Annotated in this window: 13 protein-coding genes; 4 read left to right on the top strand and 9 right to left on the bottom strand. The window is 69.7% G+C overall.

Annotated features, from left to right (window positions below):
* Positions 1–18: 18 nt before the first annotated feature.
* From AC07OQ_RS15270 to AC07OQ_RS15300, 7 genes are all read right to left on the bottom strand, one after another.
* Positions 19–627 carry an epoxide hydrolase N-terminal domain-containing protein gene (locus AC07OQ_RS15270; RefSeq protein ID WP_495053988.1) on the bottom strand — a complete coding sequence of 203 codons (609 nt, stop codon included), beginning with the start codon at positions 625–627 and terminating at the stop codon, positions 19–21.
* Between the two features lie 123 nt (positions 628–750).
* Positions 751–1,356 (bottom strand): hypothetical protein, encoded by a 606-nt coding sequence (locus AC07OQ_RS15275; RefSeq protein ID WP_495053989.1) that lies wholly within the window; start codon positions 1,354–1,356, stop codon positions 751–753.
* A 68-nt stretch (positions 1,357–1,424) separates the two neighbouring features.
* Complete coding sequence (locus AC07OQ_RS15280; protein WP_495053990.1) at positions 1,425–2,813, bottom strand: TolC family protein; 1,389 nt, start codon at positions 2,811–2,813, stop codon at positions 1,425–1,427.
* A gap of 2 nt (positions 2,814–2,815) precedes the next feature.
* Positions 2,816–6,109, bottom strand: coding sequence for an efflux RND transporter permease subunit (locus AC07OQ_RS15285; RefSeq protein WP_495053991.1), 3,294 nt, complete (start codon positions 6,107–6,109; stop codon positions 2,816–2,818).
* A gap of 10 nt (positions 6,110–6,119) precedes the next feature.
* Complete coding sequence (locus AC07OQ_RS15290; protein WP_495053992.1) at positions 6,120–7,301, bottom strand: efflux RND transporter periplasmic adaptor subunit; 1,182 nt, start codon at positions 7,299–7,301, stop codon at positions 6,120–6,122.
* Between the two features lie 195 nt (positions 7,302–7,496).
* Positions 7,497–7,946 (bottom strand): carboxymuconolactone decarboxylase family protein, encoded by a 450-nt coding sequence (locus AC07OQ_RS15295; RefSeq protein WP_495053993.1) that lies wholly within the window; start codon positions 7,944–7,946, stop codon positions 7,497–7,499.
* 12 nt (positions 7,947–7,958) lie between these two features.
* Positions 7,959–8,327 carry a cupin domain-containing protein gene (locus AC07OQ_RS15300; RefSeq protein WP_495054079.1) on the bottom strand — a complete coding sequence of 123 codons (369 nt, stop codon included), beginning with the start codon at positions 8,325–8,327 and terminating at the stop codon, positions 7,959–7,961.
* 339 nt (positions 8,328–8,666) lie between these two features.
* Between AC07OQ_RS15300 and AC07OQ_RS15305 the strand changes: the two genes are divergently transcribed.
* Both AC07OQ_RS15305 and pncB read left to right on the top strand, forming a co-directional pair.
* Positions 8,667–9,464 (top strand): cysteine hydrolase family protein, encoded by a 798-nt coding sequence (locus tag AC07OQ_RS15305; RefSeq protein WP_495053994.1) that lies wholly within the window; start codon positions 8,667–8,669, stop codon positions 9,462–9,464.
* Positions 9,461–10,678: a nicotinate phosphoribosyltransferase gene (pncB, locus tag AC07OQ_RS15310; RefSeq protein WP_495053995.1), complete on the top strand. Its 1,218-nt coding sequence runs from the start codon at positions 9,461–9,463 to the stop codon at positions 10,676–10,678. Before AC07OQ_RS15305 ends, pncB begins: the two co-directional genes overlap by 4 nt.
* A gap of 66 nt (positions 10,679–10,744) precedes the next feature.
* On the opposite strand, the gene AC07OQ_RS15315 is transcribed toward pncB, so the two are convergent.
* Positions 10,745–11,554, bottom strand: coding sequence for a LytR/AlgR family response regulator transcription factor (locus AC07OQ_RS15315; RefSeq protein ID WP_495053996.1), 810 nt, complete (start codon positions 11,552–11,554; stop codon positions 10,745–10,747).
* 21 nt (positions 11,555–11,575) lie between these two features.
* Positions 11,576–12,688, bottom strand: a complete 1,113-nt coding sequence (locus AC07OQ_RS15320; RefSeq protein WP_495053997.1) for a sensor histidine kinase — start codon at positions 12,686–12,688, stop codon at positions 11,576–11,578.
* 90 nt (positions 12,689–12,778) lie between these two features.
* Here AC07OQ_RS15320 and argH point away from each other — a divergent pair, with 90 nt between their 5' ends.
* Positions 12,779–14,191, top strand: a complete 1,413-nt coding sequence (argH, locus tag AC07OQ_RS15325; protein ID WP_495053998.1) for an argininosuccinate lyase — start codon at positions 12,779–12,781, stop codon at positions 14,189–14,191.
* A 73-nt stretch (positions 14,192–14,264) separates the two neighbouring features.
* Entirely contained in the window at positions 14,265–14,768 is a 504-nt protein-coding gene (locus AC07OQ_RS15330) for a hemerythrin domain-containing protein (protein WP_495053999.1), read from the top strand.
* The last annotated feature ends 21 nt before the right edge of the window (positions 14,769–14,789 follow it).

Raw genomic sequence — 14,789 nt, forward strand, 5'->3', positions numbered from 1 at the left:
CGGTTGAGGGTCTCTGCACTATGGCCAGCTCCCTACCTTCTTTGGAGACGGTGTTGCACTTACCTTGCCAAACCGCGAGCCATAGCCGGGCATCGAGGGGACCACGACATCGAAGGCGTCCTCGGCCCGGCCGCCATGGGCCGTGGGGTCGGTGAGCGGGCCGATGACCATCAGCAGCTCGAACACCGAGCCCAGCCAGCCATGCGTGATGAGCAGCGGCATCGCGTTGGGGTGGCGCGACTTGACGTGAATGAAGTGGATGTCCAGGCCGTCGATGCGGGTCAGGAACTGCGGGTGGGCATTGAGCCTGGCTTCGGCCTTGCGCCAGTCGTAGTCGCTGCCCCAGTAGCGCAGCAGCTCCCGGAAGGAGTCCCGCTGCACGCCGCGGTCGTTCACCGTCTCGCGCTCGGGCCAGCGCGTCGCCGCGATGCGCCGGCTGAGCTTGGCGATCTCGGCTTCCGGGGGGCTCGCCTTGAAGGGGCGGAGGGCGCTGTCTTCGGCGCCGGCACCCTGGGTCTTTGCCCCGGCGGTGGCGGGGGTCTGGGCGTGGCCGGCGGTGCTGAACTGGGCCAGACCGAAGGCGCTTATCGCGGCGGCGACGGCAATGAGTCGGTGCTTGGATGTCATGAGGTGCTCTGGGGTCTCGAAGTGCCGGGGGTCGGGTTCCGTCTACAGGCAGTGGGTGTCGATGCTTGCGCCCGGTTCCTGCTTCATCGGAGTCCTGGTGTCGAATCCACCGACATCTCAAGGTTAGGGCGCTTCCCCAGGTCCAGATTGACAAACCTCCCCCGTTTCAGGCCGTCTTTCCTGAGGCACACCGGACCGCTTTCCCTCCTTGTGCACACCATGTGGCGCGCCGGCAGTGCGGCCGCGCATGGCTGCCGCCTGCGCCGCGTGGACGACGCCGCGGCGGCAGGACAAAAGCGCGTCGACCGGCGCCAACCATCCGAGCCAGGGATTGGGGGCGGCGAACCACAGGGCGATGTTCCAGTCGTCGAAGCAGCCCTGCAGCTCCGCGACCGCTTCGGAGCATTCGGGGCGCGGGTTCCACGACGCCGAATCGAACTGGAACAACGGCAGCAGCATGCGGGAATGCAGCTCGATCGCGATCACGCTGCGCGACACGATCCACTTGGCCAGCACGGACACCGGCTGCTCCCTGCGGTCGCGCATCCGGCGGGCGATCTCGTTGCCGCTGGACATGCCGCCATGGCGGGCGAACGCCGCCTCCAGGGTGGCGAACTGCGCGCTCCGCTGCGCGCCGCAGGCCGGGATGGCCGCCCTGCCGGACATGTTCTGGGCCGGGCGCAGCGCAGCGGCCAGGGACGGCGCCGGCTCGGGACGAAGGGCGTGCATGAGGTTCTCTGCTTGTTGCATGTCTTGGCCAAGGGCAGCGCCGCGGTGCGGCGTGCGCAAGTCCCGCGCTACGCCGGCCAGCCGCCGGCCAGCGCCTTATAGACCCCCACGAGAGCGGTGGCCGCAGCCGTCTGGGCCTGGGCCAGCCGATCGCGCGCGGCCAGCATCTCGCGCTCGGCATCGAGCACCGCCAGGAAGTCGCTCACGCCCACGGTGAAGCGCGCGCGTGCAATCAGCGCGGCGTTCTCCGCGGCGCGGGCGGCGTCGAACAGATGCTCGGCCTGCCGCTGGCTGCGCGTGTAGCCGGCCAGCGCCCCTTCGGTTTCCTCGAGCGCGCCGAGCACCGTGCGCTCGTAGACGAGCAGCGCGGCCTCGCCGCGCGCATCGGCCGCGGCGATCTGGGCGCGGATGCGGCCGAAGTCGAGCAGGTTCCACACCATCCGCGCGCCCAGGCTGTAGGCATAGGAGGCGCCGTCGCCGAGGCTGCCCACCGACAGCGCGTTCTGCCCGATCGTGCCGCTCAGCGCGATGCGGGGGAAAAGCTCCCCGCGCACCACGCCCGCGCGCGCGGCGGCGGCCGCCGTCAGCCGCTCGGCCGAGCGGATGTCGGGGCGGCGGCGCAGCAGGCTCTCGGGCGAGCCGATGCCGCCGAGGGCCACGCTGCGCAGTCCCGGCAAGGGCTGGGGCGCGCCCAGCTCGGCGTCCAGCGCCGTGGGCGGCTCGCCGCACAGCCCGGCCAGGCGATAGCGCGTGCGCAGCAGCGCCGCCTCCAGCGCCGGCACGCTGGCGGCGGTGGACTGCACCAGCACGCGCGCGCGCTCGGCGTCGAAGGCCGTGCCGCGTCCGGCCTCCTGGCGGGCCTGCACCAGATCCAGCACCGCGCGCTGGGTTTCCAGCGCGGCGTGGGCCACGCGCAGGCGTTCCTGCAGCCCGCGCAGCTCGAAATAGGCGCGCGCCACTTCGGCGCTCACGCTCAGGTGGACGAACTGCAGCCCCGCCTCGCTGGCCAGCACCTCGGCCCCGGCGGCGCGGCTCCGGTCGCCCAGACGCCCGAACAGGTCGGCTTCCCAGTTCACGTCGAAGCCCACCGAGTAGCTGTTGTGGCTTGGCGGGTCCGCCGCGGAGCCGGGGGCCCGCGCGCGGCCCGCGCCGGCCGCCACGTCGACGCTAGGCAGCAACTGCGCGTCGGCCAGGCGCGCCAGCGCGCGCGCCTCGCGCAGGTTTGCGCCGGCGATGCGCAGGTCCGTGTTGGCCTGGAGCGCACGCGTCACCAGGGCGTCGAGTTGCCGGTCCTGGAAGCCGCGCCAGAACTGCGCCGCCGGCTCGGCCGGCTCGGCATCGGCGGGCGGGTTGGCAAAGCCGGCGCTCGGCGCTGGCGCGTAGAGCTCGTACCTGGGCGCGTTGGAACAGGCGGCCAGCAGGGCGACGGCGGCGGCCAGGGTGGTCGGGGTTTTCATTTTCATTTCGCACCATCGGTATGCGGCGGCAGGGCGTCGTCCACGCCCGGATGGAAGGGATGGGCGGCCGCATCGATCCGGTGGCGCAGCGCGGCCGCATGGGCGCGCTTCCTCTCGGTGCTCTTGCGCAGCAGCACATAGAACAGCGGCGTCAGGAAGATGCCGAACAAGGTGACCCCGACCATCCCGGAGAACACCGCGACCCCCATCGCGCGGCGCATCTCGCTGCCCGCGCCGCTGCCCAGGATCAGCGGGATCACGCCGGCGCAGAAGGCGATCGAGGTCATCAGGATCGGGCGCAGGCGCAGCCGGCAGGCCTCGATCACCGCGTCGGTGATGGATCGGCCGCGCCCTTCCAGCTCCTTGGCGAACTCGACGATCAGGATCGCGTTCTTGCAGGCCAGGCCCACCAGCACCACCAGGGCCACCTGGGTGAACAGGTTGAGGTCGCCCACCTGGTCGAAGGGCGGCAGCTGCGACAGCCAGACGCCGAACAGCGCCGACAGGATGCACATCGGCACGATCAGCACGATCGACAAGGGCAGGCTCCAACTCTCGTACTGGGCCGCGAGCACCAGCACGACCAGGACCACCGACAGCAGCAGCACCACGGCCAGCGTCGGCAGCTTGAGGTCGGTGCCCGGCAGGGTCAGGTCGCGCGTCAGGCGGTCCTGGTGGGACAGCTCGGTCCACTCGTAGCTCATGCCGCGCGGCAGCTTCCTCAGCCGCTGCTCGATCTCGGCCTCGGCCTGGCCGCTGGAGACGCCCGGCTTGGCCGCGCCGTTGATGTCGGCCGAGGGAAAGCCGTTGTAGCGCGTCACGCGGGTCGGGCCGAAGGTCGGCTCGATCTGCATCAGGGCCCCCAGCGGCACCATCTCGCCGCGCCCGTTGCGCGTCTTCAGGTCGGCGATGTCCTGCGCGCGCGTCCGGTAGGGCGTGTCCGCCTGGACGATCACCTGGTAGGTCTTGCCGAAGCGGTTGAAGTCGTTGACGTAGAGCGAGCCGAGGTTGATCTGCAGCGTGTCATAGATGTCGCGCAGCGCCACGCCCATCTGCTTGGCCTTGGTCCGGTCGACATCGGCGAACAGCTGCGGCACGTTGATGTCGTAGTTGGAGTACGGCGTGCCGATGCCGGACGCGGGATCGGCGTAGATCGGGCCGAGCGTGTCCCGGACGGCTCCGAACAGCGCCTGCTCGCCTTGTCCGCCGCGGTCCTGCACCTGGATCTTGAAGCCGCCGGCATTGCCCAGCCCGTCCACCGCGGGCGGCGGCACGACGAACAGGCGCGCGCCCTGGATCGCCTGGATCTCCTGGTTGACCCGGGCGAGGATGGCGTCCTTGGACAGCTCGCGCGAGCGACGCTCCTCGAAGGGGGCGAGCAGGAAGAACACCAGGCCCTCGTTGGGCGCGGCCGAGAAGCCGGCGATCGACAGGCCGGGATAGCTGGTCGCGCCGGTGATGCCGGGCACCTTGCCGGCGACGTCGACCATGTCCCTGAGCACGCCCTCGGTCCGCTCCAGCGTGGCGCCGGCGGGCAGTTGGGCGACACCGATCAGGTATTGCTTGTCGGGCGCCGGAACGAAGCCGCCCGGGATGCGCGCGACCAGCAAGGCGGTGGCCGCCAGCAGCAGGACATAGACGCCGAGGGCCAGCGACTTGCGCTTGAGCAGGCCGGTGACGCCGCGGCCATAGCTTTCGCTGCTGCGGTGGAAGAAGCCGTTGAACCAGCGGAAGAAGCGGCCGAGCAGCCTGTCCATCACGCGCGTCACGGCGTCCTTGGGCGCATCGTGCGGGCGCAGCAGGATGGCCGCGAGCGCCGGCGACAGGGTGAGCGAGTTGAGGGCCGAGATCACCGTGGAGATCGCGATCGTCGCGGCGAACTGCTTGTAGAACTGGCCCGACAGGCCCGGCACCAGGGTGAGCGGCAGGAACACCGCGCACAGCACCAGCGCGATCGCGACGATGGGGCCGCTGACCTCCTGCATGGCCTTGATCGAGGCGTCGCGCGGCGTCAGCCCGTCTTCCAGATTGCGCTCGACGTTTTCCACCACGACGATCGCGTCGTCCACCACGATGCCGATCGCCAGCACCAGGCCGAACAGGGTGAGCGTGTTGATCGAGTAGCCGAGCAGCAGCAGCACGCCGAAGGTGCCGACGATCGACACCGGCACGGCCAGCAGCGGGATGATGGAGGCGCGCCAGGTCTGCAGGAAGACGATCACCACCAGCACCACCAGCAGCACCGCCTCGATGAGGGTGTGCACGACCTTGTCGATGGAGGTCTGAACGAAGCGCGTGGGGTCGTAGACGATGTCGTAGCCCACGCCCGGCGGGAAGCCGGCCTTCAGCCGCGCCATGGTGGCGCGCACCTGCTCGGAGATCTCGAGCGCGTTGGAGCCGGGCGCCTGGAAGATGCCGATGGCCGCGGCTTCCTTGTTGTCGATCAGGCTGCCGATCGAATAAGAGTTGGAGTTGATCTCCACGCGCCCGACGTCCCGGATGCGCACCACGGCGCCGCTGCCGGGATCGCTGCGCACGATGATGTCGGCGAACTCCTCTTCGCTCGTCAGGCGACCTTGGCTGTTGACCGCCAGCTGGAAAACCGTGCCCTTGGGCGCGGGCGAGCCGCCCACCACGCCGGCGGCCACCTGGACGTTCTGCTCGCGCACCGCGGCCACCACGTCGCCGGCCGTCATGTCGCGGCCGGCCAGCTTCTGCGGGTCCAGCCAGATGCGCATCGCGTAGTCGCCGCCGCCGAAGAAGCTCACCGAACCCATGCCGGGGATGCGCAGCAGCTCGTCGCGCACCTGCTGGTGGGCGTAGTTGCGCAGGTAGAGCGAGTCGCGGCTGTCGTCCGGGCTGAGCATGTGCACCACCATGGTCAGGTTGGGCGACTGCTTCTCGGTGACCACGCCGATCTGGCGCACGATCTCGGGCAGGCGGGGCAAGGCGCGGTTGACGCGGTTCTGCACCGCGGTCTCGGCCTGCTCGGGGTCGGTGCCGATGCGGAAGGTGACCGTCAGGGTCAGCGAGCCGTCGGCGGTGGCCTGGCTCTCGTAGTACAGCATGTCGTCGACGCCGTTGATCTGTTCCTCCAGCGGCGTGGCGACGGTCTCGGAGACGATGCGCGGGTTGGCGCCGGGGAACTGGGCGCGCACCACCACCTGCGGCGGCGCCACGTCGGGGTATTCGGAGACCGGCAGTCGAAAGATCGCCAGCGCCCCCACCAGGAAGATGAAGATCGACAGCACCGCGGCGAAGCGCGGGCGCTCGATGAAGAAGCGTGAGATGTCCATGGCCTGCGTCTCAGTTCTGCGCCGTCGTGGAGGCAGCGCCCTGCGCTGCGGGAGCGGCCGGGGGCAGGGGCATGCCCCGGCCGTCCACGGCGAGCAGCTGCGGCGTCACCGGCGCGCCGGGAAAGGCGCGCAGCAGGCCATCGACGACCACCCGCTCGTCGGGCCTGACGCCCTCGACCACGCGCATGCCCTCGATCAGCGCGCCGGGCTTGACCGGGCGCGGCTGCACGGTGTTGTCCGCTCCGACGACGAGCACCATCTTGCGCGTCTGGTCCGTCGTGATGGCGCGCTCGGGCACCAGCGTGGCCCGATAGCTGCCGCTGCCGATCAGCTTGATGCGCGCGAACAGGCCCGGCGTGAAGCGGCCTTCCCGGTTGTCGAAGACCGCGCGGCCGCGGATCGTCGCCGTGGTCGGATTGAGCCGGTTGTCGACGAAGTCGATGTGGCCCTTGTGAGGGAGGCCTTCCTCGTTGGCCAGCCCCATCAGTACCGGGTTGGGCGCATCGCGCCCGGAGGGCCGGGTGCCATCGCGCGCCGCCTTCGCGTACTTCAGGTAGACCGCCTCGCCGGCGTCGAAGTAGGCGTAGACCTTGTCGCTCGACACCAGCGTGGTGAGCACGGGATCGCCCACGCCGACCAGATTGCCCGGCGTGATGTTGGCGCGCGAGATGCGGCCCGACACCGGCGCCGTGATGCGGCTGAACTCCAGGTTCAGCCGCGCCTGGGTCAGCGCCGCCTCTGCGGCCCGGATTCCGGACGCAGCGTTGCGCGTCGCGGCGCGCAACTGGTCTATCTCCTGCTGGCTGACGCCCTGGATGGCCACCAGCTTCTCGGCGCGTGCCAGATCGCTCTGGCTGAGCTCGGCCTGGGTGTTTGCAGCCGTCAGCTGAGCCTCGAGGCGCGCCACCTCGGCGGCGAACGGGCGGGGGTCGATGCTGAACAAGAGCTCGCCCTTCCTGACCGCCTGGCCTTCGCGGAAATGGACCGTATGCAAGGCACCGGCCACGCGCGCGCGGATCTCGACGGTGTCTGGCGCCTCCAGGCGTGCCGTGAACTCGTCGAACTCCTGCACCTCGCGCAAGACGGCGGGGGCGACCGACACCTTGGGTGGCGCGCCGGCTGGTGACGGCTTCTTTTGGCCGCAGCCGGCGGCCAGCCCTGCAAGCGACAGCAGGGCCAAGGCCGCGCTCATCGGATGTCGGTGAAGAAACGACCGACAGGTCATGGCGCTCTCCTGAAAAAAAGACAAAAGGTGTTCCCGGCCTAGGGCTCGTGCGAGACCCCAAGCCGACGCGCAAGCCGGCGTCCGGCTGGCTTTCAGGTGGTGGTCAGGCCGTGACGGACGACCTGAGTTCAGGGAAGCCGCACCGGGCTTCCCTGCTTGGCCTCATGCCGCCTGCGCGGACTCGGGCCCACGGCGCAAGCTGATCGCCAAGCGGTTGAAGGCATTCATCAGGCCGATTGCCATGGTCAGGTCCGCCAGTTCCTTCTCGCCGAATACCGCGGCGGCGACCTCAAAGTCCGCGTCCGGGACATGCGTGTCGGCCACGCGGGTCACGGCTTCGGCCCATGCCAGCGCGGCCCGTTCCCGTTCGCTGAAGAGCGTGCCTGCTTCATGCCAGGCCTGCAACAGGACGAGCTTCTGAACCGGCACGCCCTTCTTCAAAAGATCGCGGGCATGCATGTCCAGGCAATACGCGCAACCGTTGATCTGGCTGACGCGCAGGTACACCAGGTCGACGAGCACATCCTCGAGACCCGATTGCATGATGTAGCCATAGACATTGCCGAAGGCTTTGACACCGCCTGGCGACACTCTGGTGTAGTCCACTCTCATTTCCGGCTCCTGTCATTCGTTGGTGGTGAGTTCCTGGTCGTCGCTATCCACGACGAATACGGCCAGCAGCTTCGCGGGCTTGGTCTTGCTCGCATTGCGGCTGACCGGATGGCGCGAGCCCGGCTCCTCGTGGAAGCTCTCCCCGGCCTTGTAGACGCGCTCGGGACCATCGTTCAGCTGGCTGGCGATGCTTCCCGAGACCACGTAGGCATAGATGAATGAGGATTTCGCGTGGGTATGGGGCAGCGATGCGCCACCGGGCGGGTACAGCACCTCCAGCGCGATGAGCGACTTGCCGGGAATGTTCGTGATGGGGTGCTTGAAGTTCGGCTTCACCGTGTCACCGGCGCCATGTGCTGCGGCGATCCCGGCCAGGCCCATTCCGGCTGCAAAGAGGAGTGGCAGCAGAAGACGTTGAAGCGGCGTGTCGATCTCTGCGGGGTTCAGCTCCATGCCGAGGAATGCTTGTTTGCTCATGCTGGTCCTTCAAGTTGCGAACGGTGAGTGCATGGAGCTACGTTAGCTTGCGGGCGTGAGTCGCAATGGACGAGTTCCCACTACGTTCAGGACATCTGCAGCGCGTCGGCGGACCTCAGCCGACAGGCATGGGAAATGCCGGAGAGCCGGAGATCACGCCCCGAAGGTGCCGTGCGGCCGCCGGCCAGCGCCAAGGCCGCGCGCGCCGTATAGTGAGCCGCTACCGAGGATGAAAGCCCCCCGATGTCGCGCCAACTCTTGATCATCGACCCCCAGAACGACTTCTGCGACATTCATGGCGCCAGCCTGCCGGTCGCCGGCGCCGATGCCGATCTGCGGCGCGTCGCGGCCCTGCTGCACGCCCACGGCGCCCGGATCGATGCCGTCACGGTCACGCTGGACACCCATCGCCGGCTGGACATCGCGCATCCGGGCTTCTGGGCCCGGGCCGACGGCGGCGATGTGGCGCCCTTCATCCAGATCACCGCGGCGCAGCTGCGCGCCGGCGAGTACCGCCCGCGGGACGCCGGCGCCCTGCCCCGCGCCCGGGCCTACCTCGACGCGCTGGAAGCGCGCGGCCGCTACACCCTGATGGTCTGGCCGGTGCATTGCGAGCTGGGCAGCCGGGGCCACAACCTCCACGCCGAGGTGCAGGCCGCCGCCGTCGCCTGGCAGTTGGCGCGCCAGCGCCATGTGGAGTTCGTGCTCAAGGGCATGAACCCCTGGACCGAGCATTACAGCGCGCTGCAGGCCGAGGTGCCCGACCCGGCCGATCCCGCCACCCAGCTGAACCGCGCGCTGATCGAGCGGCTCGATGCCTGCGACGAGCTGTGGATCGCCGGCGAGGCCAGCAGCCATTGCGTCAAGGCCACGGTGGAGGACCTGGTCGAGCACCTGCCCAGCCGGCAGTCGGCCAAGCTGGTGCTGATCCGCGATGGCATGAGCCCGGTGGGCGGCTTCGAGCCCCAGGCCGAGCAGTTCCTGGAACGCATGCGCGCGCGCGGCCTGCGCATCGCCGACTGCGGGGAGCTCGGCGCATGACGACGACCAAGCCGGTGATCACCAGCCTGCTGGAGACCGACCTCTACAAGTTCACGATGTGGCAGGCCATGCTGCATCGCCACCCGCAGACGCACGCCGAATACGCCTTCTGGTGCCGCAACGAGCCGGCCTTTCCGCTGGCCGAGCTGCTGCCCGAGCTGGACCGCGAGCTGGACCGGCTGTGCTCGCTGCGCTTCGCCAGGGACGAACTGGACTACCTGGCCTCGCTGCGCTTCATCAAGTCGGATTTCATCGACTTCCTGCGCATCTTCCAGTTCCAGCGCGACTTCATCCGCGCCCGCGCCCTGCCGGACGGCCAGCTGGAGATCATCGCGCGCGGCCCGCAGGTCCATGTGATGGGCTTCGAGATCTTCGTGCTGGCCATCGTCAACGAGCTCTACTTCCGCCGGTTGGGCGCGCAAGACCTGGCCCTGCTCGAGGGTCGGCGCCGCCTGGACGAGAAGCTGGGGCAGTTGCGCGCCTTCGCCGCCGATCCGGCGGCCCGGCGCCGCAACCCCTTCGAGTTCTTCGACTTCGGCCTGCGCCGGCGCTACAGCGGCGCCTGGCAGCGCGAAGTGATTGCAAAACTGGCGCGCGGGGCCCAGCCCTTCTTCAAGGGCACCTCGAACGTGCTGCTGGCGCGCGACCTGGGCCTGGTGCCGATCGGCACGATGGCGCACGAGTACCTGCAGACCTTCCAGGCCCTGGACGTGCGCCTGCGCGACCACCAGAAGGCCGCGCTGGAAAGCTGGGTGCAGGAGTACCGCGGCGACCTCGGCGTGGCCCTGACCGACGTGGTGGGCATGGACGCCTTCCTGGCCGATTTCGACCTCTATTTCGCCAAGCTGTTTGACGGCCTGCGCCACGACTCCGGCGATCCGGTCTGGTGGGGCGAGAAGGCGCTGGCGCATTACGCCAGGCTGCGCATCGACCCGCATACCAAGCGCCTGGTGTTCTCCGACAGCCTGACCGTGCCCAGGGCGCTGGAGCTGTACCGCCACTTTGCCGACCGCACCCAGCTGGGCTTCGGCATCGGCACCCATATCTCCAACGACATGGGCCTCAAGACCCTGCACATCGTGATGAAGCTGACCCATGCCAACGGCCAGCCGGTCGCCAAGCTCTCCGACAGCCCGGGCAAGACCATGTGCGACGACGCGACCTTCCTGGCCTATCTGCGCCAGGTGTTCAAGGTCGCGCCCGAAGGGTCCTGAGGCGCTCCGTCGCGTGGCCGGACCCCGCAATCCAGCGGGCCGGCCTTGCCCGGCCCGCATGTCGGCTCACTCGGCCCTGGCAGCGCCCGCCAGCGCCTCCCGCACCGCGGCCACCTGCCGGCGCGACACCGACAGCCATTCGCCGACGACGGCGATGCGCACCGCCCAGCCGGGCTCCAGCGCGCCATGCGGGCTCTCGCCCTCATCGTCCTCGCCATGGCGCTCCAGCTGGCGCACCGCGTCGCAGGCCACCAGCGCATTGCGGTGCACGCGCAGGAAGCGCGGCGCCAGCCGCGGCTCCAGCTCCGCGAGGCTGCCGTCCATCACATGGCTGTGGGTGGCGGTGCGCAGGGTCAGGTATTTCTGTTCGGCCTTGATGTAGAGCACCTCGGCCAGCGGGATGCGCAGCAGACGGCCGCGGTCGTTGATCGTGATCACGTCGCCGGACTGGGCCTCCGGCTGCGCGCGGCCGGCCTGGACCGCGGCGCGTTCGGCCAGGCGTTCGGCCACGCGGGCCAGCGCCGCCTGCAGGCGCTCGCGCCGCACCGGCTTGGTCAGGTAGTCGACGGCATCCAGCTCGAAGGCGCGCAGCGCATGCTCGGCATGGGCCGTGACGAACACCACGGGCGGCCGGACCGCGCGCGCGCGCAGCATGTCGGCCAGTTGCAGCCCGTCCGGGCCCGGCATCTGCACGTCCAGCAGGATCAGGTCGCAGCCATGCTCCTTCAGCCAGGTCAGGGCCTGCGAGGCGGAGTTGGCCTCGGCCACCACCTCGGCGCGCGGCTCGGTGCAGGCCTCCAGCAGGCCGCGCAGGCGCAGCCGGGCCAGGGGCTCGTCGTCGACCAGCAGAACCTTCAGGGCGGGTGTCATGTGCATGGCTGTCTGTCCATCTGTCGATCAACGGGGCAGGATGATGCGGACGACGAAGCGCCGCGGCTCGGACCTCACCTCGAAACGAGCGGCCACATCATGCATGAGGCGCAGGCGCTGACGCACATTGCGCAGCGCCAGGCCATGGCCGCTCTGCCGGGACGGCTGGCCGACGCTGTTGAGCACGCGGATCTCCACCTCGGCACCGCGCGCCCGCGTCATGATCTCGATGGCGCCGCCGTCCTCGTTGGGCTCCACGCCATGGCGCACCGCGTTCTCCACCAGGGGCTGCAGCAGCAACGGCGGCACGCGGGCGCCCCCGGCGGCCGGATCCAGCCGCCACTGGATGCGCAGGCGCTCGCCGTGGCGGATCTGCTCGATGTCCAGGTAGCGCCGCGCCAGCTCCACCTCGGCGTCCAGGCTGACCACCGCGTCGGTCTCGGCCAGGGCCACGCGGAACAGCTCGCTCAGGTCCTCCAGCACGCTCTCGGCGCGCTGCGGGTCGACGCGCACCAGGGCCATCGCGGTATTCAGGGTGTTGAACAGGAAATGCGGGCGGATGCGCGACTGCAGCTCCACCAGCCGCGCCTGCGCGTCGGCCGGGCGCTGCGAGCGCTCGCGCAGCTTGAGCCAGTACAGCAGGGCCGCCGCGCAGGCCAGGCCGGCCAGGGCCACGCTCATGAGGCGGAACCAGCCGCTGGCCCCGCCGCTCGCCAGGCTCAGCAGCTGCCAGCCCAGCGAGGCGCTCAGAGCCCCCAGGCCCAGCACCAGGGCCCATTGCCAGGGCTCGCGCCAGCGCGCCAGCTGCTGCCGCAGAGCGCACACCAGCAGCAACCAGAGCAGCACGCCGCTCAGGCTGACCACCGTGCCGCTGCTCATCCACAGCGCCCATTGCGCGGGGTCGGGCGCCGCCAGCGCCATGCCCAGGGCCTGCAGGATCTGCACGCCCAGCACCGCGCGCAGCACCAGGCCCACATGGCAGACATCGAAGACGCGCCCGGCATCGAACAGCGGCGCCACGGCCGGGTCGGTCTCGCCGGGCGACAGCGTCGGCGGCGCCAGGCCCAGCAGGCTGCCGAGCGTGCTGCTGTCGGCCCAGCCCTGAGGCTCTGGTGGCTTGCTGGAGGCTTGTCCCGCCATGATTCTTGGTCGCCAGATAAAATCCCTGTTCCGCCATTGTCGCTTCCCCGCAGATCCGCGCCATGCGGACCTGCCCTGCCGTCCGCACCCATGTCCTCCGCCTCCGACAACCAACTCGCCAACAAAGCCCAAGCCTGGTCCGCGCTGTTCTCCGAGCCGATGAGCGACCTGGTCAAGCGCTACACCGCCAGCGTGTTCTTCGACAAGCGCCTGTGGCAGGCCGACATCGAGGGCAGCCTGGCGCATGCCGAGATGCTCAACGCCCAGGGCATCCTGGCCGCCGAGGACCTCGCCGCCATCCAGCGCGGCATGGCCCAGATCGGCAGCGAGATCGAGGCCGGCAGCTTCGAATGGAAGCTGGACCTGGAGGACGTGCACCTGAACATCGAGGCGCGCCTGACCGAGCTGATCGGCATCGCCGGCAAGCGCCTGCACACCGGCCGCAGCCGCAACGACCAGGTCGCGACCGACGTGCGCCTGTGGCTGCGCGGCGAGATCGACGAGCTGTCGCAGCTGCTGAGCGCGCTGCAGCTGGCCCTGGTCGAGGTGGCCGAGAAGAATGCCGAGGTGATCCTGCCCGGCTTCACCCATCTGCAGGTGGCCCAGCCGGTGGCCTTCGGCCATCACCTCTTGGCCTATGTCGAGATGTTCGCGCGCGATGCCGAGCGCCTGCTCGACGCCCGCCGCCGCGTCAATCGCCTGCCGCTGGGTGCCGCCGCGCTGGCCGGCACCAGCTATCCGCTGGACCGCGAACGCGTGGCCCGGACGCTGGGCATGGAGGGTGTCTGCCAGAACAGCCTGGACGCCGTCTCCGACCGCGACTTCGCGATCGAGTTCACGGCCGCGGCCTCGCTGGTGATGGTGCACATCTCGCGCCTGTCGGAAGAGCTGATCCTGTGGATGAGCCAGAGCTTCGGCTTCATCGACCTGGCCGACCGCTTCTGCACCGGCTCCTCGATCATGCCGCAGAAGAAGAACCCCGACGTGCCCGAGCTGGCGCGCGGCAAGACCGGCCGCGTCGTGGGCCACCTGATGGGCCTGATCACGCTGATGAAGGGCCAGCCGCTGGCCTACAACAAGGACAACCAGGAAGACAAGGAGCCGCTGTTCGACACGGTGGACACCCTGAAGGACACCTTGCGCATCTTCGCCGAGATGATGGGCGGCCTGAGCGTCAAGCCCGAGGCGATGGAGCGCGCCGCGCTGAAGGGCTATGCCACCGCCACCGACCTGGCCGACTACCTGGTCAAGAAGGGCCTGGCCTTCCGCGACGCGCACGAGATCGTGGCCCACGCGGTCAAGACCGCGATCCAGCAGGGCGTGGACCTGTCGCAGCTGCCGCTGGCCGAACTGCAGAAGTTCGACGCGCGCATCGGCGAGGACGTGTTCGAGCTGCTGTCGCTGCGCGGCTCGCTGAACGCCCGCAACATCCTGGGCGGCACCGCGCCGGCCCAGGTGCGCGCCCAGGTGGCGCGGCATCGCGCGCGCCTGAGCCAGGCCTGAGCCCCTATTTCTTGATCCATCTCTTGATCCATCACAAGGCAGGCGCCGCGCGTGCCGGCCAGACTTGCCCCTCATGAGCCCCACCCTGACCTGGAGCGACAAGCTCGTCCTGAAACAGCCGCAACTGGACCACACGCATGAGGAGTTCGTCGCGCTGCTGAACGCCTTCGGCACCGCGCTGACGAGCGGGGTGGATGCGCTGCCGGCCTTCCGCGAACTGCTGGCCCACACCGAGGCCCATTTCGCGCTGGAAGAGGCCTGGATGGCCGCCACCGGTTTCGACCCGGTGAACTGCCACAGCAGCCAGCATGCGATGGTGCTGAACGTGATGCGCGAGGTGGTGCGCCATGCCACCGAGCTGAACGACCGCGAGCCGATGTCCATCGTGCTGGGCGAGCTGGCGCAATGGTTCCCTGCCCATGCCGAGATGATGGATGCGGCCCTGGTCGACCACATGGAACAGACCGGCTACCGCCCGGGCGACCCGCCCCTCACCGCCCCGGCCGCCCAGCCGCAGGGTGGCGGCGCCGAGCCCATCAGCGGCTGCGGCAACGCCTCCTGCGCCCCGCACGCCTGAACGCCATGCGCCGGTCGGCGC

This window comes from Roseateles sp. GW821-FHT09B06, from assembly GCF_059418245.1.